Here is a 21,428-nt window from a genome sequence, read left to right as displayed (position 1 = left end):
TCTCACTGAATCGTGTGTTCCCGTCACTCTCCAGTCAGCGAGTGACGGGCCAGGCCCACACCGACATATCGCCGCGGGGGTACTCCATGCACACGTCGGTGGCCTTGGCCACCACGCCCTTGTTGTTGAAGAAGATCTTCGCCCAGTTACCCCACCGGGTGGCCACCTGCTCGTAGTACACGTTGGTGGCGGTGTTCTCGGAGTACTGGCGACGACCGGCGGCGTCGAGCGAGTAGAACCAGTGGATGCGGTCGACGGCCATCTGCTGGATCTCCGGCGGTCGGTTGTTCTTGTCGATGATGTAGCGCTCGAAGTACACCGGGCTGGTGTCACGCGCGGCAGCCAGGAACTGCTCGGCGTCACACTGGGTTTCGATCTGCCGCTTCGGGATCGGGTAGTCATCGGTCGAGTCAGCGGCCGCCGGCCTGGCGGGCGTTGCGAGGATCGCGGCCGAGGCGGCTGCGGCCACCGTCAGCACACCGGCCCGCAGCAACCATCGAGCGGTCTTCCCTCTCATCGGGTTCTCCTCATCGGATCGTAGGCGCGGCCGCCGCTTGCAGCGCCGGCGTCTGGTCGGGGCAGTACGTGGAGATCGCCGCACCAAGGAACTGCCACGTCTGGTCGGTAGTTGTCGTTCGCGGCAGGTTCGTGGACAGGAACGACGCCGCGTCGAACGCGTTGCGATCCAGCTGTGTTGCCAGACGCTTGCACGTCAGCTTGCCCAACCACGCGTTGTAGTCCCGCTGGCCGTAGATGCCGTGCGTGTGCAGCTGATTCGCGAAGTCCGTGTCGGCGTCGGCTGCCGCCGGCGCGGCGGGCGTGATCGCGATCGTGGCGAGCAAAGACCCAATCACCACACTCATTCGCACACTCATCTCCTAGCTTCCGAGCGACTGTTGTGGGTGCTGCTGAATGGACGGCCACGGCTGGGGTTTGGGCACGGTCCGCACGTTGCGCGGCCACCAGAACCAGCGGCCGAGAAGCGTTGCAACCGAGGGCGTCATGAAGGACCGGATGACCAGGGTGTCGAACAGCAGGCCCAGTCCGATGGTGGTACCGACCTGTCCCATGACGGTGAGATCACTGACCACCATGGTCATCATCGTGAACGCGAAGACCAGTCCAGCGATGGTCACCACGGAGCCCGAACCGCCCATGGTCCGGATGAGACCGGTGCGCATCCCGGCATGGACCTCCTCCTTGAGCCGGGAGACGACCAGCAGGTTGTAGTCGGCACCCACGGCGAGCAGGATGATGACGGCCATCGGCAGCACCATCCAGTGCAGGTTGATGCCCAGTAGGTACTGCCACAGCAGGACCGACATTCCGAAAGACGCACCCAGCGAAAGCACGACGGTGCCAACGATCACCGCCGCCGCGACTACGGCGCGGGTGAGAATCAACATGATGATGAAGATCAGGATGACGGCCGCGATGCCGGCGATAATCAGATCGTACTGCGTGCCGTCGGCCATGTCCTTGAACGTGGCCGCCGTGCCGCCGAGGTAGATGCTCGACCCCTCCAGCGGCGTGCCCTTGATGGCCTCCTTCGCCGCGAACTTGATGGCATCGATCCGCTCGAGGCTCTCGGGCGCCATCGGGTCACCCTCGTGGTTGATGATGAACCGCACGGCATGTCCGTTGGGCGAAAGGAATTGTTCCAGACCGCGTTTGAAGTCGGGGTTGGTGAACGCCTCCGGCGGCAGATAGAACGAGTCGTCGTTCTTGGCCTTGTCGAACGCCTCCCCCATCGCGGTGGAGTTCTCCTGCATCTCGCCCATCTGTTGCTGCATGTTGTTCTGCGACTGATGCATCGTCAGCATCATCGACTTCATCGACTTCATCGTCTCGACCATGGGCGGCATCAGCGCAACCATCTTCGGCATCAACTCGTTGAGCCGATCCATGTTGGGCATCATGGCCTGGATATCGTCGGTCATCGAGTTGACGCCATCGATGGCGTCGAACATCGACCGAAGCGTCCAGCAGACCGGGATGTCGTAGCAGTGCGGTTCCCAGTAGAAGTAGTTGCGCAGCGGCCGGAAGAAGTCGTCCAGGACCGAGATCTGGTCTCGCAGTTGGGCGACGGTTACCGTCATGTCCTTCATGCTCGCCACCATGCTGCTGGTGGTCTCGGCCATCTCGGTGGTGATCGCCGACATCTTCTCCATGGTGTCGATGGTCTTCTGCATGTCCTCGGCCTGGACGAGCATGTCGTCCATCCGCTCCAGCATGTACTGCTGGTTGAGCACCTGAGTCGTGCTCTGCTGGCTCATCGCGAACGGGATCGAGGAGTGCTCGATCGGCGTGCCCTTGGGCCGCGTGATGGTCTGCACACGTCCGATGCCCGGTACACCGAAGACAGCCTTGGCGATTCGCTCGATGACCAGGAAGTCGGCCGGATTCCGTAGGTCGCGGTCACTTTCGATCATCAGCATCTCGGGATTGAGACGCGCCGGCGAGAAGTGCCGGGCGGCAGCGGCGTGACCCAGATTGGACTCGGAGTCGGCGGGGAGGTACTTGCGGTCGTCGTAGCTGGACTGATAGCCGATCAGCGCCAGCAGACCGACCAGCGACACCACGATCGTGGAGACGAGGATCGGAGCGGGCCAGCGGACCACTGCCGCACCCATCCTGCGCCAGGTTCGGACCGCCATCTGCCGTTTCGGTTCCATCAGGCCGAACCTGCTGGCGACGGTGACGACGGCCGGTCCGAAAGTCATCGCCGTGGCGATCAGCACCAGCATCCCCAGCCCCAGCGGGACGCCCAGTGTCTGGAAGTACGGCAGCCTGGTGAAGGACAGGCAGAACGTAGCGCCGGCGATCGTCAACCCGGAGCCGACGATCACGTGGGCGGTACCGCCGAACATGGTGTAGTAGGACACTTCTCGGTCCTCACCGGCACCGCGCGCTTCCTGATATCGGCCGGTCAGGAATATCGCGTAGTCCACGGCAATCGCGATCGCCAGCGTCACCAACAAACCGGTGGCGAACGTCGAGAGACCGATCAGTTCGTGGTAACCCAGGAAGGAGATCACCCCGCGCACGGTCAGCAGGCTGACCACGACCATGACCAGGATCAACAGGGTGGTGACAATCGATCGGAAGAAGAACAGCAGCATCACCGTGATGACCAGGAAGGTGAGCGCTTCGACCACTCGAGTACTGGAGTGGCCTGCCTCCTCCTGTTCGGCTGACAGCGCTGAGGCGCCGGTCAGGAAGGCCGACACACCGTCGGGTGCCGGCATGGTCTCCAGGAGGTCGCGTACGACGTTGACCGACTCGTTGGCCTTGGCCTCGCCCTGATCACCGGCCAGGTTGACCTGCAGGTACACCGCCTTGCCATCGGCGCTCTGCACACCGGAGGCGGTCAGCGGATCGCTCCACAGGTCCTGGACGTGTTCAACGTGCTCGGGGTCGGCGAGCAAGCGTTCGATGAGGTCCGAATAGTACTGCCGCGCAGGTTCTCCGAGCGGATCCTGGCCCTCCAGCACGATCATCACCGAGCTGTTGGACTCGTACTCATCGAACACCGAGCCGATGCGCTGCATCGCGATGACCGCAGGCGCCTCCTGGGGGCTCATCGACACCGAGCGCAGCTTGCCCACTTCTTCGAGCTGGGGCACTGAGATGTTGAGGAATGCGGCGAGCGCAACCCATCCGATGATGATCGGCACGGATAGCTTGCGGATCAGACCGGCCACCCGGCCGAAGTGAAGGTGCGTGGGCTTGGCCACCTGTAACTGATCGGTGGGCGTGTCAGCGCTGTGGGCACTCACGCGGACTTCACAATGCAGTAGGTGGCGGCGTTGGTGCCCTTGGTCACGCGTTCCTCGCGGAGTTCGTCATCGACGAACACTCGGCAGCCGAGATAGTCCGTCCGTCCCTGCGCCACGATGTTGGCCGCCGCCGACGGTGCGGTGGTCGACAGCGTGATCGACCACGGCAGGACGACACCCTTCGCCTTCTGTGGCTTGCTCTCCAGGTCGACGTAGTTCACGTCGACCAATTCGCCTTCGGGACCGAAGATCTCGTAGCGCACAACCTTGGGGTCGAATGGCTCGGCGTCGTCGGCGAAATTGGTCGGGGCGACGAGAACACCCTCGGAACCGAAGATCCCGCGCACCTTCTGAACGGCGAATGCCCCGACGGCAAGAACCACCACGACGAGCAGTGGAAGCCACGCCCGTTTCACCGCTCGCATATGCGCTCCTTCAAGGATTCGAGATCAGTCGCGCTCCCCACCCAGAGTGAGTCTGCCTTACGACTGATTAAATCTGACCGATTGGCAGACTATAGCGTAGTCAAGCGGCTGGCAAAGGGTGAGCTGAGTTACAGTCTTTTGACGACAGAGACACCGCGACGCTGGGAGGGACATGGCAAAGCCCGTGGCTGCCCGCGGCCTGGCACGCGAAAGAGTTCTCGCAGCGGCAATCGAATTGTTCGCCGAGCACGGGGTGACCGGCACCTCGCTGCAGATGATCGCCGACCGTCTCGGTATCAGCAAAGCCTCGGTGTACTACCAGTTCCCGTCGAAGGACGACATCGCGCTGGCGGTCGTCATGCCGATGTTCGAGGACGTCGACCACGTGGTCAGAATCGCCGAGACCGTGCCGTCACCGGAGACGCGCCGCGAGGTGGCCATCGGCGGCCTGGTCGAACTCGTCATCCGGCACCGGCGCACGTCGGCGGTCTTCCACGGCGACCCGGCAATCGTTCACATCTTCGAAGCGCACGAAGAACTCAAGCGCCCGGTGAACAGGCTCAATGACCTCATCGTGGGCCCCGAGCCCGACACGGCGACAAGGGTTTCGGTGGCGATGGCGATCGCCGGGATCTACACGATCGTCGGCGACCCGCAGCTCGCCGAGATAGACGACGCGGAACTGCGCGACATCATGCTTGCCTGCGCCAAGCGGTGCATCGCCAGCTGATTGCGACGTGCGATCGCACGCCATGCACCTCGCGTCTTGACGGCGTCACCATATGTTGACGCGAGCCAGCCGCATCAATCCCAGGTCCGAGACGAATTCTTGGGATCGGTAGCCGCTTCGGATGGCTGTACTTGCTGCCATGCCGACGCCGCCCAAGGCGCGCACGATGGAAGGAACAAGCAATGAACACCGTTCTCGCCCGTATCCAAGAACAGACCAACCGGGTCGATCGCTCACGCAGCCTGCTGATCGGCATCTCCGCCGGCCTCATCGCCCTGTGGTCGCTCTACCGCGTGTTCTGGCTGTTCTACTCGATATCCGTGCTCTCCGGTGTCGGCTACTCCTCCGGTTCCCTGGTCTTCTCCACACTCTTCTGGGGCGCAGTGGGCGTCGCCACGGCAGCCGTCTCAGCCGCCTTCCTCATCCGCTACCTCAAGCACACCTGACCGCCAACCTCCAGAATCGCCGGTCGTGGACGGACGCACGCGGGGGCGTCCGTCCACGGTCGCGTGACGGCTCAGTCCGCGCTCCGGTCATCGGCGAGGAACTTGCTCATGTGGACGAACCCGTCTTGCCGCCGTGCCATATAGGCCCACAGCCCGACGATGAGCGGCAGCGGGCCCAGGGCGGCCCACCACCGCGCCGAAGCGGGCAGCAGCTCAGCGATGAACTGCTGTCGCGGAGTCTCATTGACCATGGGTGGTAGCCAGTCGTTCAACAGAATCGCGAGTATCCGGGTGGTCTCGAACGGGCCGACAACGGTGGACAGCGACCACCCCAACGATGCGATGAGCAGTGCCCACGGCCACGCGAGCAACAGCGACTGGTCATCGACGATGTCGGCGGCACAACGAATGGACTCGGCGACGAACGCAATCGACAACGCCGCCACCAGACACGCCACCTGGGCGGTCAGGAGGTCGTCGAGCACGCTGTTCGCGCGGTCGGCCTCAGTCCTGTTCGGCAGTCCGATGGCCACCGACAACAACCCCGCCACGACGGCGAGAAGCGCGATGCGTCCGGTGATGTCCTCAATCCGGTAGAAGGATTCGACCATGGTCCGCACCACGAGTCGAGACGCCGCCCGCGAGTTCGTGCGATAGAGCACCATGACGACGACGCCCGACAACACGTTGGCCGTCAGCCAAGCGACAACTGCCGTGCAGATCGCGGTCAGCGCGAACGACCCCGCCAGCGGCACGAGCACTGAGTCGGTGTCGGCGCTGTTTCGAACAACTATCAGAGGCACCGCACCAATGGCGAGAACCCCGAGCAGACCGAGCAGCAATGGGAGGCTGAAGACGGTGAGCTGTGCAGCGTCCAGGTCCGGATCGCGATGGCGGATCGCCGCGAACTCCCCCGACAGCACGGCACGCGCGTGTCGAAATGACGCTCTGCCAGGCACAACGCGATCGTAGGGAATTGCGGGACTTACGTTGCCTTTACCGAGAACGTCACTCCGACTGGGGAGTGACGAGGAACTTCTCCCCCGTCGCCCGCCTGACGTATGAGGTGAACGCGTCGGGGGCGAGCATGCCGGCCAATGACACCTCTCGGGTATAGGTACTGGCGAACGTCGTCGTGAGTTCCGCGGCCACCCGGGCTCGGAGTCGGCCGATGGTCTCGGCACCGGCGCTGGCAAGGAACGGGGTGAGCAGCCATCCGCCGAGACCCCACGCCATGCCGAAGTTCCTGGTCAGGATTGTCGGGCCCGTGTCGAGGCCGCCATAGATGTAGACCTGCTTGTGGACACTCGACCCGTAGCGTGAGTACTCCGCAACGGTCGAGTTGGCCGCTTCCTCCATGCCATTGAGGATTTGGCTCGCCAGTGTCCCTCCGCCCGTGGCATCGAACCCGATCGTCGCGGATGTCGCCTTGAGCGCCTCGACGAGATCCGTCGAGAACGACGGCGCCGCGGTGTTGCAGACGTGAACCGCGCCCAGCGCGCGCAGCAGCTGCTCTTGATCGGGCTTGCGGACGATGTTGACCAGCGGCACCCCGTCCTTCTGGCACGCCTTCACGAGCATCTGGCCGAGGTTCGAGGCCGCAGCGGTGTGCACCAAACCCGAATGGCCCTCGCGGCGCATCGTTTCCAGCATCCCGAGCGCCGTCAGAGGATTGACGAAGGACGACGCCCCCTCTCTCGCCGTCGCGCCGTCGGGCAGGACCAGGCACGACGCGGCGTCGACCGCGCGGTACTGCGCGTACATCGCACCACCCGCGATGCCCACGGTCTTGCCGAGGAGTGCCTGCGCCGCCGGCGATGACCCCGCCGCCACGACGGTGCCCGCCCCCTCATTGCCCACGGGAAGCGGGACGTCGACGCGCGCCGACAGTCCCGCCAAGGCGCCCTCGCTCAGCGGTGCCGTGACGACGGGACGCTCCGGGGTGCCCCCGACCGTCGCGTTGGCCATGTCCGCGCCGGCTGTCAGCAGAGCCAGGTCCGACGGATTGATCGGCGAAGCTTCCACGCGGACCAACACCTCGTTGGCAGCGAGTGTGGGCACCGGGACGTCCTGCAGCGACAGTTCCAGCGTGCCCTCCGACGTCACCAACGAACGCAATTGGAGGGCAGTATCAGGCAAGTCTGCGGTCATGAACAGTGTCTCGTTCCTGTCGTGGACGTCTCATGACAGTGTGAACCCACGATGGAGTCGCAGATCCTTTTCGAGCCAGAGGTCGCGGAGTTCGAGGTGGCTGATCCGGCGGCCGCGTGGACGCAAGCCGGGTTCAGTGTCAATTCCGGCGGAGACGCCGCTGCCGTCTGCTGGGTAGGCGGCGTCGGCATCCGCCTCGTTGGGCGTGACCGCGGCACCGGCATCGTCGGGTGGTCGTTGCGCGGCCTGCCACCGGACGGCTCGGTGCACGATCTCGACGGCATCCCGACGACGAGTCCGAGCGAGGACGCCGCCACGGCGGCCACGCACCCGAACGGCGTCGTCGCGATCGACCACGTCGTACTGCTGTCACCCGATCTGGGTCGGACGGTCGAGACGCTTGCCGCGATCGGCGTGAACCCGCGCCGGGAACGCGACACTCACCTCGCGGGACGATCGATGCGACAGATCTTCTTCCGGCTCGGCGAGGTAATCGTCGAGGTCGTCGGTTCGCCCGAGTCGGCGAACGAGGGTCCATCCACTCTGTGGGGGATGACGTACACGGTCGCGGACATCGACGCCACGGCGTCGTACTTCGGTGACCGCACGGCACCGGTCAAGGAGGCGGTGCAACGCGGACGCCGTATCACCACGCTGCGGCATCACGAGTTCGGGATGTCGGTCCCGACGGCGCTGATCTCACCGACGCCGTCGTCCTCGTCTCATGCCGCGCGTCGCTGAGCCGACCGCCCGCCCGCAGTGCCTATCCTCTGAGCTCATGGGCGAGTCCATTGAAGACACAGTCGTCATTCACACCGACGGCGGATGCCGACCCAACCCCGGCCCCGGCGGCTGGGGCGCGGTGCTGCGTCAGCGGGGCCACGTCCGGGAGATGAGCGGTGGAGAGCCCGGCGAGACCAGCAACAACCGGATGGAGCTGACCGCGCCGATCATGGCGCTGGAGGCGCTCACCCGACCGGTGATCGTGCACCTCTACACCGACAGCACCTATGTCCGAAACGGCATCACCAAGTGGATCCTCGGCTGGGAGCGCAACGGCTGGATGACCTCTGCTAAGCAGCCGGTGAAGAACGTCGACCTCTGGCAGCGCCTCCAGGCGGCCTGCGCACAGCACCAGGTGGAGTGGTTCTGGGTGAAGGGCCACGCGGGCATCGCCGACAACGAGCTGGCCGATGAACTGGCGACTCGGGGCATGCTGGAGGCGATCAGCGCCTCGCGTTGAAACCCGGTGGCACTGAACCGTAGCGGATAATCGGGGGCGATCCGTCCGACGGCGTTGTTACAGTGACTTCATGGATGCAGGACACCGGAGGCCACGGGACTCGATAGAGACACCGTGGCCCCTGTCCGTCCTCAACCAGGGGTAGCGGGCAGGGGCCTTTGTCCCTGGAGGCCTTGCCTTGTCCCGTACCGATGCTCACGCTCCGCTGTGGGTCCGTCTCGCTCGCGAAGAACTCGCGGCCGAAGCATGCCACGCGGCCGACCACGCTCACTGCGACCTTCCGCCGCGACCGCCGTTCGACGTGCCGGCAGGCGACCGAAGGACGGAATGCTACTGGGTATTCCGCTACACCGGCACCCCTGTGTGTTCTTGCTGGATGTGTCATTCCGGGTGGGAGTTTCGCCGCGCCAACCGCACCCAGCGCCACCGCGACCGGGTGGCGCTTGCTGCCGCCAAGCAGCACTGGGACCGCGGTGACGGATTCGCGTTCGATGACCTCACCGTGCCGAATCGGAGGCTTTTCTGGTAGCCCGCACACCACCACAGCGAGAAACCGTCACTGCTACAGGCGATTCCCGAGCGCGAGCCAGACGACAAGCAATCCGATGACGAGCCAGTTGCTGCAAGCGTGGACCGCGGCGACCTTCGCGACGGCAACTTCCCGAAGGTTGTCCAATTGATCCTCGCGCTGCACGTCCACTTCGGCACGCTCCTCTAACCAGTCCTCTAGAAGCTGTGCGTTCTGTTCACCTACTCGACGCACCTTCTCCTGATGCGCTTCCCAAGCACGTGGGTCATACCGCCCTTCCGGAGCTGACGGATAGTCCACGCGCGGGGCCGACTGTGGAATCGGCACAAGGTCGGCTCGGGCGTGGAGCCGGCTCCACGCCGCCAGGTAGACGTATTGGTAAAAGATCCCGCTGCCAATGATTGCCACACCGGCAGCAATCGGCACACCCATGACTAGTGAGTGCCCGAGCCCAAACACCACCTGCAGACGCAACCGCTCCCACCACGAATCATCCTCACTGCCATATCGAAATGTCAGTTCCTCCTGGTGGGCCAGATAGGGAATCAGCACAAGCACGATTAGTGGGATGACCATGGCGATCAGATGCCACCAAGGCCCGTCACGGCCAGTCTGGCCCAGTGCAATGTTGCCGTGACCGCCGAGCAGCATCCACCAGCCCACCCTCAGCGGAGGAACTGCGATGAGGAGAAGCGTTGCGACAGCGAGAATGACGGCGATATGACCGACGGCCGCTGGCAGCATCCACCAGCGGACCGCGCGCACTGTTGCGACGTATTCCTGCCGGACGCTGTCATCGCGGGCGAGCCGAACCGCGGCAATCACCAGCGACAGAGCTACAGCGACAACAACGGCGGTGACCAGTCCACCAGCCATAGTGCGTCCTCCTTAACCGAGACGCGATCATGGCACCCCGCACCGACAGCGCCGACGGCCTGATCGTTCCGGGAAGCAGATGTGTCGGTACACGGTGTAACGATGGCGAGATGGACGATTTCGAACTGCCGGATGGCCGAAAGGTGCGGTTCACAGATCGTGAGTTCCGCGAGATTCAGTCGACTGGTACGAGACCGACTACGGGTTGTGGGATGCCGGACACTCCCTCGGCTCCACGGAACCAGGCGGACTGTTGTGGTTCGAGCAACCAAACCGCGCGCCAAATTCCTGACGCTTCAACCGTGCTCGTCGGATGCTCGCCGTAGCGTCACCGTCATGAAGCTTCGGGTTCCCACCATTGACTCGTTCCGCGGTGAGTACTACTTCCTGTCGAACTTCTATCCCGCGACGACTCCGCACCGTGGTCGCGTTTTCCCCACCAGCGAGCACGCCTATCACGCTGCGAAGACTCTCGACACCAACGTTATCGACGCAATCTGCGCCACCGCCGATCCTGCTGAGGCCAAAGCGATTGCCCGGAAATCTCCGCTCGTCGATGACTGGGACATCCATCGGTTCGGTGTCATGGAGGAGATCGTCACTGCCAAGTTCGCGCACAGCCAAGCCCTCACGGATCAGCTCATCGCGACGCGCGGCACAGTGCTGGTTGAAGGCAACAACTGGCACGATCAAACATGGGGATCATGTACCTGCCCAGAGCATTACGACATCCCTGGCGATAACTCACTCGGCGTGATTCTGATGAGCGTACGGATGCGGCTGGCAGCGACGAACGCGCGGGCGCCGACGTGATTGCAGGAGTCAGTCTTGGCACGATGCTTCTCAATCTGCATTTGACACGGTGTGTGCCCGACTTGTGGCGGGGTACACCGACGGCTGCGAAGCAAACAAGGATGAGATGACCCCCGTTCGCCAAACTCGGCGAGGGCACACAGGCAGTGCGTGCTGCACAACACAGCACTCCGAACCCAGAATACGGGCGAGCCCGGGAGTCCCGCTAACGAGAAACCCGCCCTGACCGAGGTCAGAGCGGGTCTTCGTACGTGGAGCTAAGGGGATTCGAACCCCTGACCCCCACACTGCCAGTGTGGTGCGCTACCAACTGCGCCATAGCCCCTCAAGTGGTGCCTGTCGAAGTTACACCAACTGGATCCACGGTTCAAAACAGCTGGTCACGGGACCTCTCCACCGGCCTCCGGACCCAGTGGGCGGGCCGGAGTGTGCTCCGTATCGGTGCGTGGCCGCGTCTCCGGTGCGAAAACCCAGAACACCGCCGCGGCCAGCAGGATGACACCGCTGACCGCGAACGCGGCCCCGTAGGAGAAGTGCAGCGCGATCTGCCCGACCGCGAGCGAACCGAGGATCGCACCGAAGTCCGACGTCATCTGGAATGTCGCAATGGCCGTGCCTCCGCGCGACTTGTTGCCCACGATGTCGGCGACCGCGGCCTGCTGCGGCGAGATGAAGATGCCGGTCGCCGCACCGGTGACGAACGCCGCGGCCAGGAAGACCGGCAGCGAATCCGTGTAACCCACCAGCACGGTAGCGGCCGCGGCCACCGGCAGCCCGATCAGCAGAGGAATCCGCCTGCCGACCCGGTCGGATAGATACCCACTGGGCAACACCACCGCCACGTTCCCGATGGCGAACGTCGCCAGCGCCAATCCCGCCATGCCCGCGCCACGGCCGAGGACCTCGACGACGAACAGCGGGATCAACGCAACGCGCAGGCCGAACGCCGACCAGCCCGTCGCGAAGTTCGACGCCAGCGCCGCGCGGTAGGCACGGTTGCGCAACGCGGCACGCACGCTGAGGGCCGGCTCGGTCTGCTCGTCCGGCGTCGCGAGCGACGACTTGCGCAGCGTGACGAACACCACCGCGGCGGCGACCAGTAGCGCGACGCCGTAGATGACGAACGGCATCGACAGGCCCAGGCCCGCGGTCAGGCTGCCCAGCACGGGCCCGCACACCGAGCCGACCAGAAACGCCGAGGTGAACATGCCCGACACCCGGCCGCGCGCATCGGGCGGCGAGATCCTGATCATCAACCCCAGCGACGACACCGTGAACATCGCCGATCCGAGCCCGCCCAGCGAGCGGAACAGGAGCAGCTGCCAGTAGGTGTCGGCGAAGGCACACGCGCCGGTGGACAGCGCCACGATCAGCAGGCCACTGACGTAGACGGGCCGCTCCCCCAGCCGCTGCACCAGCAGGCCCGCGGGCGGGGCCCCGACGAGGCGCATCAGCGCGAAGGCCGTGATGACGAAGGTGGCCGCCGCGATGCTGACGCCGAAGTGGCGCGCGTACTGCGGCAGCACCGGCGCCACCACGCCATAGCCGAGCGCGACGACCGCGTTGCAGAAGATCAGGACCCAGACCTCGCGGGGCAGCTTCGCCTTCAGCTCCTGCTGACCCGAGTCGGTGGCCTGCGAACAGTCGGCCTCCGCGTCAGAACTCACGCTATGACTGTATTCACCACCTCGCGGGCCGCCTCCTGCACCTCCGCCAGATGCTCCGGCCCCAGAAAGGACTCGGCGTAGATCTTGTAGACGTCCTCGGTGCCCGACGGGCGTGCGGCGAACCAGGCGTTCTCCGTGGTCACCTTCAGCCCACCCAGCGGGGCGCCATTACCCGGTGCCGCGGTGAGCTTGGCGGTGATGGGCTCACCGGCGAGTTCGGTGGCGCTCACCTGCTCGGGTGCCAGCTTGGCCAGCCGCGCCTTCTGCTCCCGGTTCGCCGGCGCGTCGATGCGGGCGTACGTCGGCGCCCCGTATTGCTGCGCCAGCTCGGTGTAGCGCTGTGACGGCGTGGAGCCGGTCACCGCCAGGATCTCCGAGGCAAGCAGCGCCAGGATGATGCCGTCCTTGTCGGTCGACCACACCGTGCCGTCGGTGCGCAGGAATGACGCTCCCGCGCTCTCCTCGCCGCCGAATCCGATGGTGCCGCCGAGCAGTCCGTCGACGAACCACTTGAACCCGACGGGCACCTCGATCAGCTTGCGGTCCAGTCCCGCCACCACCCGGTCGATGATGGAACTGCTCACCGCCGTCTTGCCGACGGCCGTGGCACCCGGCCACCCGGGCCGGTGGGTGTAGAGGTAGTCGATCGCCACCGCCAGATAGTGGTTGGGATTCATCAGCCCACCGTCGGGTGTGACGATCCCGTGCCGGTCCGAGTCGGCGTCGTTGCCCGTGGCGATCTGGTAGTCGCCGATCTTTCCGATGAGTGAGGCCATCGCGTTCGGCGAGCTGCAGTCCATCCGGATCTTGCCGTCGGTGTCGAGGGTCATGAATCGCCACGTCGCGTCGACCAGTGGGTTGACCACGGTCAGTTCGAGTCCGTGCGTCTCGGCGATGGCGCCCCAGTAGTCGACGCTGGCACCGCCGAGTGGATCGGCGCCGATGCGCACACCCTCTGCCCGGATGGCATGCATGTCGACGACGTTGGGCAGGTCCTGGACGTAGGCGTTGAGGTAGTCGTGGCGCTCCGCCATCTGCATCGCGCGCGACAGCGGGATGCGCTTCACGTCGGCGAGCCCGCCGCGCAGGATCTCATTGGCCCGCTTGGCGATAACCCCGGTCGCATCGGTGTCTGCGGGCCCGCCGTTGGGCGGGTTGTACTTGAAGCCGCCATCGCGGGGCGGGTTGTGCGACGGCGTGACGACGATGCCGTCGGCCAGATCACTGTCCCGCCCGCGGTTGAACGCCAGGATCGCGTGGCTGACCGCCGGCGTCGGCGTGTACCGGTCGGCGGCGTCGACCATCGCCACCACGTCGTTGGCGGCCAGCACCTCCAGGGCCGACCCCCACGCCGGCTCCGACAGCGCATGGGTGTCGCGGCCGATGAACAGTGGGCCCGTGGTGCCCTGCGCTGCGCGGTACTCGACGATCGCCTGGGTGGTGGCCAGGATGTGCGCCTCGTTGAACGCGGCGTCCAGGCTGGAGCCGCGGTGCCCCGACGTCCCGAACGTCACCTGCTGGGCGATGTCGTCCGGGTCGGGTGCCACCGTGTAGTAGGCGGTGACCACATGGGCCACGTCGATCAGGTCCTCGGAGCGCGCCGGTTGGCCGGCACGCGGATTGGCAGCCATGGGCACGATTCTGCCCCTCATCGGGCGGTCGCACCGTCCCGTCACCGAGAATTCAACTGGCCATGGTGTCCGCAGGGACGATCAGCAGCGGAGTTTTGCGAATCCCGATCAGGCGGTGTGCCACCGACTGGCCGAGTACGGTGTCGAGTAATGAGATCAGGCCACCGCGCGGACTCCCGATGACGACCATCAGCGCCGAGTACTCGTCGGCGACCTTGGCGAGGAGCTCGGCTGGGTCGCCGTGGCCGCCGTGATAGGTCCACGATGCGGCCAGCCCGTCTAGGAGCCGACGAGCCTCTGTCGCCTCGTCAGCGAGCGCGGCCTCCAGTTGCTGCTCCCAGTCGGCGGAATCAGGGTCAACGGGTGTGTCGTCGAGGTCGATGATGTGGACCACGTGGATGTGCGCCGTCAGTCGCCGTGCCAACTCGACGGAGTACCGCAATGCGCCGGTGCTCGGTCGATGCCCATCCCATCCGAGGACTATCGCGGCCCTCGGCTCTAGCCGTGGCTCTGGCCCCGGGCGGAATCGTGTGAGGGGGCCGGCGATTGACCGGTAGTCGTCGCTCATGTGATGGCTCCTTACCTAGGACAGGGTCCAGGCCAATACCAACCCCGCGATACACGCGCTCACTGAGGCCACCAGCGAACCGACGGCGTTGGCGAGCGCCTTGATCGAATGCCTCTGTTCAGCGAGTCGCACCGTCTCGAAGCTGGCGGTGCTGAATGTCGTGTAACCGCCGCAGAATCCGGTGCCGACGATCTGTTGCATGCTGCTGGGGGCTCCGTCGAAGATCACCAGCCCGGCCAGAATCCCCAGCAGCAGTGACCCGGTCACGTTGATGATGACGGTGGCCCACGGAAACGACACGGTCCGGCGATGCTTCACCGCGGCGTCGATGAGGAATCTGAGGAGTGCTCCCGTGGCGCCGGCCAGCATCATGGCGAGGACCGTCACGACACCGACTCCGACCACGTTCTGCTGAGTCGGCCGGCGGCAACGATGCCCGTCCACGCGGCGATGACCCCTAAGAGCACGGTGCACACGCCGTACACGACACCGAGCAGCACGTCACCATGACGCCCCAGTAGCGAGACCTCGAGTGCCAGTGTGCTGTAGGTGGTGAAGGCGCCGCAGAGACCAGTGCCTCCGAACAGTCGGATGCGCTGTCGCCAGCCGGCGTCGGGACCGACCATGGCGAGGGTCTCCAGCAGCGCCCCGAGAACGAAGGCGCCGGTGATGTTGATGACGAAGGTCGCCCATGGCCAGGCCCCTGGCGAGGTGGGTACCGCCTGCTCGATCAGCCAGCGCAGTCCTGTTCCGATGACCCCGCCTGCGAAGACCCACGCCCACGCGGTCGGCCGAAGGTGAAGCGGACGCGCCGAGTCAGGGTCCAGGGGAAGCTCTGTGTGGGAATCCTGCCGCTCTGCGCCCATCAAGAATCCTCTCCGTCGGTATCGGAGTAGGAGCTATCAGCCGTCATCGGCGGTTCGGGCGCACCCAGGCGAGATCCATCGCCGCGAATCAGGCTATCAGTTCCCCTGTCCGGTGGGCAGGTTCGACAGGGGGTAAGCCTAGCCTTGCCTAAAGCGGGCATGTACGGTTTCTCGCCATGGGAACCTCTACGCCCGAGTCGGTCAGCGCTGCCCTGACCGAGATCTTGCGCGACGACATGAACGTCGACGTCAGCCGGATCACCCGCGAGTCTCACCTGATCGACGACGTGGGCCTTGATTCGGTGGCGTTCGCCGTCGGAATGGTGGCCATCGAGGACAAGCTCGGTGTCGCGCTGTCCGAGGAGGATCTGCTGAGTTCCGAGACTGTCGGCGACCTCGAGGCTGCAATTCTCGCGAAGATCCCTGCTGCGCAGAACAACTCATGAACGTCCTCGCGTCGGCCCTGTCGGAGGCGATGCGAGGAGCCAGGACAGACCTGGTCGTTCTGGATTCCGACGACGGTTCGTGGGCGCACCATCCCTGGCAGGAGGTGCATACCCGGGCGGAGAACGTCGCAGCACACCTCACCGACGGCGACACCGACGCGGTGGGCCTGATCGGTGAGCCCAATGTCGAGTTCCTCGCCGCCATTCCCGGCGCGTTCTTCGCAGGCGCGGCACTGTCCATCCTGCCCGGGCCGGTGCGTGGCGCCGCTCCCGCGCAGTGGGCCCAGGCCACGTTGGCGCGATTCCGTTCCATCGGAGTGCGCACGGTGTTGAGCCACGGCACGTACCTGGACCTGTTGCGTGGGCACACGGACTCCATCGAGCTGCGCGACGTGACTGAGATCGCCAACCCGCATCGTTCGACGACCTTCCACGGCGCGGATGGCGGTGACGTCGCGATCCTGCAGGGCACGGCGGGCTCCACCGGTACCCCCAAGGCCGCCCGGATATCGCCCGCCGCGGCACTCGCGAACTACCGCGGGCTCACTCAACGGGTCAACGTCGATCACAACAGTCGTGCCCACAGCTGGCTGCCCATCTACCACGACATGGGCCTGGCCTTCCTGCTGACGACCATGCTGGCCGGCGCCGACCTCTGGCAGGCCCCGACGACGGCGTTCGCAGGAAACCCGTTCGGCTGGCTGAAGTGGCTGACCGAGAGCCGCGCCACCATGACCGCGGCACCGAACATGGCCTACAACATCGTCGGCAAGTACGCCAAGATCGTCAGCGACGACGTCGATTTGAGCCATGTGGGGTTCGCGCTCAACGGCGGCGAACCGGTCGACTGCGCGGGCACGCAGCGCTTCGCCACCGAGATGGCCCGCTTCGGCTTCGACCCCACGGCACTCTCCCCGTCCTACGGACTCGCCGAATCAACCTGCGCGGTAACCGTTCCCACCCCGTTCTCGGGTCTGGTGATCGATGAGCCCACGGTCCGCTCCGACAGCGGTCAATCGACCCGAACGTTCGCGGTGCTCGGTGAGGCCATCCCCGGCATGGAGGTCCGCATCAACACCGAACAGCCGCGGGACACCGAGGTCGAGGGACGCGAGGTCGGCGACGTCGAGGTGCGCGGCACGTCGCTCATGACCGGCTATGTCGGCGAGGCACACATCGACCCGACTGTGTGGCTGCCCACCGGTGACCTCGGCTATCTCGTGGCCGGTGGCCTCGTCGTCTGCGGGCGGGTCAAGGAACTCATCACGGTGGCGGGTCGCAACCTGTTCCCCACCGAGATCGAACGGGTCGCCGCACAGGTCACGGGTGTCCGCGAGGGTGGCGTCGTCGCAGTCGGCACCGACGAGACCTCGGCACGCCCCGGCCTGGTGATTGCCGCCGAGTTCAAGGGCACCGACGAGTCCGCCGCCCGCAGCGACCTGGTTGCCCGGGTCGCATCGGAATGCGGCGTGGTGCCAGCCGATGTCATCTTCATGAAGCCGGGAGCACTGCCCCGGACATCGTCGGGCAAGCTGCGCCGACTGGAAGTCAAGCGAAACCTCGAGGGAGCAGGCCGATGACGCTCACCGAAGCAATGCCCATCCAGGACTTCAACGAGTTGCTCGACCGCGTGTTCGACGACCGCGTCACGCAGTGGACCGCGGAAGCCGAGGAGAAGGAACGCTTCCCGCGCCAACTGATTGAATACCTGGGCGAGACTGGGGTCTTCGCGGCCAAGTGGCCGGCCGGCCAACAGCAGTCCGACGTCGCGAAGGTCATCGCGCTGGCCAGGAAACTCGGGCACCTTGGCTCAGCCGGCATCGGAGTCGGTGTGGGACTGCATGACTCGGCCATCGCAATCCTGCGACGCTTCGGCAAGTCGGACTACCTCAAGGACATCGCCGAGCAGGCCATTCGCGGCGAGGTGGTGCTCTGCATCGGCGCCTCCGAACAGTCAGGTGGATCCGACCTGCAGATCGTCGGCACCGAGATGCGGTCCGCGCGTGATGGCTTCGAGGTCAAGGGCATCAAGAAGTTCGTGTCGCTCTCCCCGATCGCCGATCACGTCATGTGCGTGGCGCGCAGCATAGATCGCGACCCGAACAGCAAGCACGGCAGCGTTGTCGTCATCGCTGTCCCGTTGGCGCAGTGCGATATTCAGACTCCGTACCGCAAGGTCGGCGCCGGACCGCTGGACACCGCCGCCGTGCATATCGACACCTGGGTGCCCGCCGACGCCCTGGTCGCCCGCGCGGGCATCGGCCTGGCCGCGATCTCGTGGGGCCTGGCACAGGAGCGGATGTCGGTGGCCGGCCTGGTGTCGTCGTCCGCGCAGCGCGTCCTCGGAATCACGCTGGCGCGCATGATGGCCAGACGACAGTTCGGCCACACGCTCTACGAACATCAGGCGCTGCGCCTGCGCATGGCGGACCTGCAGGCGCGCGTCGACATGCTGCGCTACGCCCTCGACGGTATCGCCGCGACGGGCAAGCTGGACCTGCGCACCTCCGCGGCGATGAAGGTCAGCGCCGCCCGCCTCGGCGAGGAGGTGGTCAACGAGTGCATGCACATCTTCGGCGGGTCCGGCTACCTGGTTGACGAGACCCCGCTCGGAAGATGGTGGCGGGACATGAAATTGGCGCGCGTGGGCGGCGGCACCGACGAGGTGCTGTGGGAACTGGTCGCTTCGGCGATGAAGCCCGACTACGACGGATACGCCGAGTTCAACCAGCTGCCCTAGTCGGGCAGCTGGGGAGCGTCCTCCGGCGTCCGCGGCAGCGCGTACAGCGCCATCCGCCGGTTCGCCATATCGTGTTCACCGAGGAACGTGCAGTTCGCCCACTCGCAGATGGCCCGGGCGCCCGTGTTGCGGTGATCGGGGTCGAACATGATGCGCCTGCACTGCGGCTCGAGTTCGAAAAGGCTGGCCACCACGCGGGGTAGCAGGATCGGGGCGAACCCCCGGTTGACGAAGCGCATGTCGGCGATCGCGGCGTGGAGCCCCAGGTCATACGGATCCGCGGTGTAGCGCGGCGCGATGGAGTCCTTGGCGGCTCGGTACACCTCGAGATAGGCGACGTCCTTGCCGCGGAACGCAACGATGAACGGACGCGAATACTCCCCGGCGAGCTGAGCGCGCAGGTAGCCGCGCCACCAGCTCGGCGGGTTGTCGTACTCCCACGCCTCCGCGAGGTGCGGACGGTTCATCCACTCCGAGATCGGCTCGGCATCGGTGTCGGCGTCCGCGAGCCGGAAGTGATACGGCTCGGCCAGCACCGGAGTGGGAGGCGCTGGGACTGAAGCCACCTGCGCGGTGATCGACGTCAGCTCACGCGGCAGGACGGGCACCGCTTCCTCAATTTCAGTCATCTCGACACTCGAGAATACCGGACCAGGTAAGGGTAGCTTTACCTACCTTCCAGTTGCCATCAGCCGCGCCGGTGAATCCAGCCCGTAGCCGCGGCGAGCGTCGGTAATCTGCAGTTCGGCGGCATTTGGGGGGACCGTGACCAACGAACGGCAAGTGCTCGAACTCCGGATTCACGGGGTGAACAATACGTCGCCCGAATCAATGCTGGGGCTTGAGTCCAACCTCATCGAGAAGACCGCGGGCGATGCGCTGGGGAGCTTCTGGCGTCCCACCGAACAGGGTCGGACCAAGTCCGAGATTCCAGACGACATCGAGCGCGAGGCCTACTCGTGGGGCAGCATGGCACGCAGTTCCCTGGGTGGATCTTCGGGCTTCGGCAAGGTCCTCAGCGGACTGGCACGCGTCGGCTGGACACTGCTGCTGCCGTTCGGTCTGGTGAACGTCGCCTACTGGACCCGCAGGTTCGACAAGGCACCACAACAAGGACGACAACCGGGACCACAATCGACGCCCCCCGCGACCACAGACGGGGACGAGAACGCGGACGAGGAGGGCTGGACCCGTGGCCACGGCGCGGCATCGCTGCGTGTGGCCGGGCTGTTGATCACGCTGATGATGGCGGTCACCGCTTCGGTCATTGCCCTCGACCTCATCGCCGTCCAGTGCTATGTCGACCTCAGAACGACCACCGCGGGCGCGGTCGTGTTCGACCCGACGAAGGTATGCACCGTCCTACCGTCGTGGCTGGACTTCCTGACGGGTATGGGTCAGGCCAGGCGGCTCGCATTGCTCAGCCTGGTGCCGGTGCTGCTGATCGGCGCCCTGCTCGTCCTGAGCACCGCCACTCGGCTCCGCTACGAACAGCCCGATCCCAAGTCGCTCGACGCCGAGGCGGCCAATGCGACCACCACCTGGCCGTTGCTGTCCGCCAAGGGATTCTGGGCGCACCGGGCCATCACCCGCGTGACGGCCCGGCTGCACGTCGCCGCCACGCTGACGCTCGTCACGCTCAGCACCGCCTGGCACTACGCCTTCGGTTTCGGATCGGAGTGCACGCGCCGCGGCCAGCTCTTCGGCACGGCCTGTCTCGAACAGGTCATGGCGGGTGACACTCGCGTTCGGGGTGAGGCACTCATCGTGGTGGCCGGGGTCCTCGTGCTCGTGCTCGTGGTGGTGAGCATCGTCAAGCGCAGCGACTACGCCGTCGACGTCCCCATGCCGAAGAACGCCAGCCGCACCCGAAGCCGAAAACCGCACGCGGACATCTTCTGGTCGGACTGGTTGCCGCTGCTGCTGAGCATCGCACTGTTCGTCATTCAGTCAGCCGTACTGGGGTTCACCCCGCCGACAGTCGAGCCGACCGTCGCATTCCTCATGGGGGGTTCGGCGACACCCGCGATCATCCTCACCACGCTGCTGGCACTCGGTCTTTCGGCATTGATATGGCGGCCCTTGACCGACACGTACTTTCGGCACGTGCCCGTCGTGCTCGCGCTGGTGTTGATCGTATTGACGGGGCTCCTCGCGTCCTGGCACTCGACGACCGCCCGATGGGTCGTCGGCCTGCTGATCCTCGCGGTCGTCGGACTCGTGCTGGGGATCCTGTACGCGCGCCGTAACCCCTACGAGGCGTGGGGCGGTGCCGCACCGGGAGTCTTCGTGCTACTGGCCGCGCTGATGGCGATGCTGCTGTCGAGCGCGGTGGCGACGGCGGCGGGAAACTGGTTCAACGGGGCCAATTCCGCGGCATCCCTTGCCGACACGCTGGCGCCCAGGGCTGTCGAGAGGGGGCCGTGCCCGTTTCCCTGCATCACCGAGCTCAAGCCGCCGAACCTCGAAGTGCCGCTTCCCTATGCGTGGTTCGGTGCGGCCTGTGTGCCGATCGCAC

The 21,428-nt window shown here is 65.5% G+C and carries 22 protein-coding genes, 1 tRNA gene and 1 riboswitch; of the genes, 9 read left to right on the top strand and 14 right to left on the bottom strand.

From position 1 onward, the window contains the following. Positions 1–34: 34 nt before the first annotated feature. The 4 genes from ACZY0X_RS17305 to ACZY0X_RS17290 are packed head-to-tail and all read right to left on the bottom strand — an operon-like array spanning position 35 to position 4,204. Positions 35–517: a DUF5078 domain-containing protein gene (locus tag ACZY0X_RS17305; RefSeq protein ID WP_463772103.1), complete on the bottom strand. Its 483-nt coding sequence runs from the start codon at positions 515–517 to the stop codon at positions 35–37. 10 nt (positions 518–527) lie between these two features. Further along, positions 528–863: a DUF732 domain-containing protein gene (locus ACZY0X_RS17300; protein WP_463772102.1), complete on the bottom strand. Its 336-nt coding sequence runs from the start codon at positions 861–863 to the stop codon at positions 528–530. A 15-nt stretch (positions 864–878) separates the two neighbouring features. Then, positions 879–3,779 carry an MMPL/RND family transporter gene (locus ACZY0X_RS17295; RefSeq protein WP_463772100.1) on the bottom strand — a complete coding sequence of 967 codons (2,901 nt, stop codon included), beginning with the start codon at positions 3,777–3,779 and terminating at the stop codon, positions 879–881. Beyond that, complete coding sequence (locus ACZY0X_RS17290; RefSeq protein WP_241400152.1) at positions 3,776–4,204, bottom strand: MmpS family transport accessory protein; 429 nt, start codon at positions 4,202–4,204, stop codon at positions 3,776–3,778. Before ACZY0X_RS17290 ends, ACZY0X_RS17295 begins: the two co-directional genes overlap by 4 nt. 172 nt (positions 4,205–4,376) lie before the next feature. Between ACZY0X_RS17290 and ACZY0X_RS17285 the strand changes: the two genes are divergently transcribed. Then, complete coding sequence (locus ACZY0X_RS17285) at positions 4,377–4,934, top strand: TetR/AcrR family transcriptional regulator (RefSeq protein ID WP_463772099.1); 558 nt, start codon at positions 4,377–4,379, stop codon at positions 4,932–4,934. Between the two features lie 182 nt (positions 4,935–5,116). Further along, the gene (locus ACZY0X_RS17280) at positions 5,117–5,380 is read left to right on the top strand and encodes a hypothetical protein (RefSeq protein WP_463772098.1); all 264 of its coding nucleotides are present in this window, start codon (positions 5,117–5,119) and stop codon (positions 5,378–5,380) included. A gap of 71 nt (positions 5,381–5,451) precedes the next feature. Here ACZY0X_RS17280 and ACZY0X_RS17275 read toward each other — a convergent pair whose 3' ends face one another. Both ACZY0X_RS17275 and ACZY0X_RS17270 read right to left on the bottom strand, forming a co-directional pair. Continuing rightward, entirely contained in the window at positions 5,452–6,339 is an 888-nt protein-coding gene (locus ACZY0X_RS17275) for a hypothetical protein (RefSeq protein WP_463772096.1), read from the bottom strand. A gap of 49 nt (positions 6,340–6,388) precedes the next feature. After that, positions 6,389–7,531, bottom strand: a complete 1,143-nt coding sequence (locus ACZY0X_RS17270) for a zinc-binding dehydrogenase (protein WP_463772095.1) — start codon at positions 7,529–7,531, stop codon at positions 6,389–6,391. Positions 7,532–7,582: 51 nt separating this feature from the next. Here ACZY0X_RS17270 and ACZY0X_RS17265 point away from each other — a divergent pair, with 51 nt between their 5' ends. The 3 genes from ACZY0X_RS17265 (at position 7,583) to ACZY0X_RS17255 (ending at position 9,303) form a co-directional block, all read left to right on the top strand. Next, positions 7,583–8,272 carry a glyoxalase gene (locus tag ACZY0X_RS17265; protein ID WP_463772094.1) on the top strand — a complete coding sequence of 230 codons (690 nt, stop codon included), beginning with the start codon at positions 7,583–7,585 and terminating at the stop codon, positions 8,270–8,272. Positions 8,273–8,309: 37 nt separating this feature from the next. Next, the gene (rnhA, locus tag ACZY0X_RS17260) at positions 8,310–8,774 is read left to right on the top strand and encodes a ribonuclease HI (protein WP_463772093.1); all 465 of its coding nucleotides are present in this window, start codon (positions 8,310–8,312) and stop codon (positions 8,772–8,774) included. 376 nt (positions 8,775–9,150) lie between these two features. After that, on the top strand, positions 9,151–9,303 hold the full coding sequence (locus ACZY0X_RS17255; RefSeq protein ID WP_463772091.1) for a hypothetical protein: 153 nt from the start codon (positions 9,151–9,153) through the stop codon (positions 9,301–9,303). 33 nt (positions 9,304–9,336) lie between these two features. Here the strand turns inward: ACZY0X_RS17255 and ACZY0X_RS17250 are convergent, their stop codons facing one another. After that, complete coding sequence (locus tag ACZY0X_RS17250; RefSeq protein ID WP_463772090.1) at positions 9,337–10,179, bottom strand: hypothetical protein; 843 nt, start codon at positions 10,177–10,179, stop codon at positions 9,337–9,339. Between the two features lie 336 nt (positions 10,180–10,515). On the opposite strand from ACZY0X_RS17250, the gene ACZY0X_RS17245 reads away from it, so the two are divergent. Further along, positions 10,516–10,992, top strand: a complete 477-nt coding sequence (locus ACZY0X_RS17245; protein WP_463772088.1) for an NADAR family protein — start codon at positions 10,516–10,518, stop codon at positions 10,990–10,992. Between the two features lie 252 nt (positions 10,993–11,244). Here the strand turns inward: ACZY0X_RS17245 and ACZY0X_RS17240 are convergent. The 6 genes from ACZY0X_RS17240 to ACZY0X_RS17215 all read right to left on the bottom strand — a co-directional run bounded on the left by ACZY0X_RS17240 (position 11,245) and on the right by ACZY0X_RS17215 (position 15,724). Beyond that, positions 11,245–11,317, bottom strand: a tRNA-Ala gene (locus ACZY0X_RS17240). Between the two features lie 55 nt (positions 11,318–11,372). Further along, positions 11,373–12,659, bottom strand: coding sequence for an MFS transporter (locus tag ACZY0X_RS17235; RefSeq protein WP_463772087.1), 1,287 nt, complete (start codon positions 12,657–12,659; stop codon positions 11,373–11,375). Next, positions 12,656–14,290 (bottom strand): phosphoglucomutase (alpha-D-glucose-1,6-bisphosphate-dependent), encoded by a 1,635-nt coding sequence (gene pgm / locus ACZY0X_RS17230; protein ID WP_463772085.1) that lies wholly within the window; start codon positions 14,288–14,290, stop codon positions 12,656–12,658. Before pgm ends, ACZY0X_RS17235 begins: the two co-directional genes overlap by 4 nt. A gap of 52 nt (positions 14,291–14,342) precedes the next feature. Next, a complete protein-coding gene (locus tag ACZY0X_RS17225; protein WP_463772084.1) occupies positions 14,343–14,858 on the bottom strand; it encodes a universal stress protein in 516 nt (171 codons plus the stop codon). A 15-nt stretch (positions 14,859–14,873) separates the two neighbouring features. Next, positions 14,874–15,245 carry a fluoride efflux transporter CrcB gene (gene crcB / locus ACZY0X_RS17220; RefSeq protein ID WP_463772082.1) on the bottom strand — a complete coding sequence of 124 codons (372 nt, stop codon included), beginning with the start codon at positions 15,243–15,245 and terminating at the stop codon, positions 14,874–14,876. Further along, positions 15,242–15,724, bottom strand: a complete 483-nt coding sequence (locus ACZY0X_RS17215; RefSeq protein ID WP_463772080.1) for a fluoride efflux transporter FluC — start codon at positions 15,722–15,724, stop codon at positions 15,242–15,244. The genes crcB and ACZY0X_RS17215 overlap by 4 nt, the downstream gene beginning before the upstream one ends. A 20-nt stretch (positions 15,725–15,744) precedes the next feature. Next, a riboswitch (Fluoride riboswitch) is annotated at positions 15,745–15,816 on the bottom strand. Positions 15,817–15,900: 84 nt separating this feature from the next. On the opposite strand from ACZY0X_RS17215, the gene ACZY0X_RS17210 reads away from it, so the two are divergent. The 3 genes from ACZY0X_RS17210 to mbtN are packed head-to-tail and all read left to right on the top strand — an operon-like array spanning position 15,901 to position 18,910. Next, positions 15,901–16,170, top strand: a complete 270-nt coding sequence (locus ACZY0X_RS17210; protein WP_241400175.1) for an acyl carrier protein — start codon at positions 15,901–15,903, stop codon at positions 16,168–16,170. Next, the gene (gene mbtM / locus ACZY0X_RS17205; RefSeq protein WP_463772079.1) at positions 16,167–17,750 is read left to right on the top strand and encodes a long-chain-fatty acid--ACP ligase MbtM; all 1,584 of its coding nucleotides are present in this window, start codon (positions 16,167–16,169) and stop codon (positions 17,748–17,750) included. Before ACZY0X_RS17210 ends, mbtM begins: the two co-directional genes overlap by 4 nt. After that, the gene (gene mbtN / locus ACZY0X_RS17200; RefSeq protein ID WP_463772077.1) at positions 17,747–18,910 is read left to right on the top strand and encodes a mycobactin biosynthesis acyl-ACP dehydrogenase MbtN; all 1,164 of its coding nucleotides are present in this window, start codon (positions 17,747–17,749) and stop codon (positions 18,908–18,910) included. Before mbtM ends, mbtN begins: the two co-directional genes overlap by 4 nt. Here the strand turns inward: mbtN and ACZY0X_RS17195 are convergent. Then, positions 18,907–19,539: a GNAT family N-acetyltransferase gene (locus tag ACZY0X_RS17195; RefSeq protein ID WP_463772076.1), complete on the bottom strand. Its 633-nt coding sequence runs from the start codon at positions 19,537–19,539 to the stop codon at positions 18,907–18,909. The two genes, mbtN and ACZY0X_RS17195, sit on opposite strands and share 4 nt — an antisense overlap. Positions 19,540–21,428: the final 1,889 nt, after the last annotated feature.

Source organism: Mycobacterium sp. IDUB_39 (assembly GCF_055419205.1).
The sequence above is the reverse complement of the archived record's forward strand: the minus strand, read 5'-3'. Positions and strand labels throughout refer to the sequence as shown.

Excerpts from the sequence above, each read along its gene's own strand:
- ACZY0X_RS17305 (WP_463772103.1), bottom strand. The coding sequence starts at position 517 with ATGAGAGGGAAGACCGCTCGATGGTTGCTGCGGGCCGGTGTGCTGACG.
- ACZY0X_RS17300 (WP_463772102.1), bottom strand. The coding sequence starts at position 863 with ATGAGTGTGGTGATTGGGTCTTTGCTCGCCACGATCGCGATCACGCCC.
- ACZY0X_RS17290 (WP_241400152.1), bottom strand. The coding sequence starts at position 4,204 with ATGCGAGCGGTGAAACGGGCGTGGCTTCCACTGCTCGTCGTGGTGGTT.
- ACZY0X_RS17285 (WP_463772099.1), top strand. The coding sequence starts at position 4,377 with ATGGCAAAGCCCGTGGCTGCCCGCGGCCTGGCACGCGAAAGAGTTCTC.
- ACZY0X_RS17280 (WP_463772098.1), top strand. The coding sequence starts at position 5,117 with ATGAACACCGTTCTCGCCCGTATCCAAGAACAGACCAACCGGGTCGAT.
- ACZY0X_RS17270 (WP_463772095.1), bottom strand. The coding sequence starts at position 7,531 with ATGACCGCAGACTTGCCTGATACTGCCCTCCAATTGCGTTCGTTGGTG.
- ACZY0X_RS17265 (WP_463772094.1), top strand. The coding sequence starts at position 7,583 with ATGGAGTCGCAGATCCTTTTCGAGCCAGAGGTCGCGGAGTTCGAGGTG.
- rnhA (WP_463772093.1), top strand. The coding sequence starts at position 8,310 with ATGGGCGAGTCCATTGAAGACACAGTCGTCATTCACACCGACGGCGGA.
- ACZY0X_RS17255 (WP_463772091.1), top strand. The coding sequence starts at position 9,151 with ATGTGTCATTCCGGGTGGGAGTTTCGCCGCGCCAACCGCACCCAGCGC.
- ACZY0X_RS17250 (WP_463772090.1), bottom strand. The coding sequence starts at position 10,179 with ATGGCTGGTGGACTGGTCACCGCCGTTGTTGTCGCTGTAGCTCTGTCG.
- ACZY0X_RS17245 (WP_463772088.1), top strand. The coding sequence starts at position 10,516 with ATGAAGCTTCGGGTTCCCACCATTGACTCGTTCCGCGGTGAGTACTAC.
- pgm (WP_463772085.1), bottom strand. The coding sequence starts at position 14,290 with ATGGCTGCCAATCCGCGTGCCGGCCAACCGGCGCGCTCCGAGGACCTG.
- ACZY0X_RS17225 (WP_463772084.1), bottom strand. The coding sequence starts at position 14,858 with ATGAGCGACGACTACCGGTCAATCGCCGGCCCCCTCACACGATTCCGC.
- ACZY0X_RS17215 (WP_463772080.1), bottom strand. The coding sequence starts at position 15,724 with ATGGGCGCAGAGCGGCAGGATTCCCACACAGAGCTTCCCCTGGACCCT.
- ACZY0X_RS17210 (WP_241400175.1), top strand. The coding sequence starts at position 15,901 with ATGGGAACCTCTACGCCCGAGTCGGTCAGCGCTGCCCTGACCGAGATC.
- mbtM (WP_463772079.1), top strand. The coding sequence starts at position 16,167 with ATGAACGTCCTCGCGTCGGCCCTGTCGGAGGCGATGCGAGGAGCCAGG.
- mbtN (WP_463772077.1), top strand. The coding sequence starts at position 17,747 with ATGACGCTCACCGAAGCAATGCCCATCCAGGACTTCAACGAGTTGCTC.
- ACZY0X_RS17195 (WP_463772076.1), bottom strand. The coding sequence starts at position 19,539 with ATGACTGAAATTGAGGAAGCGGTGCCCGTCCTGCCGCGTGAGCTGACG.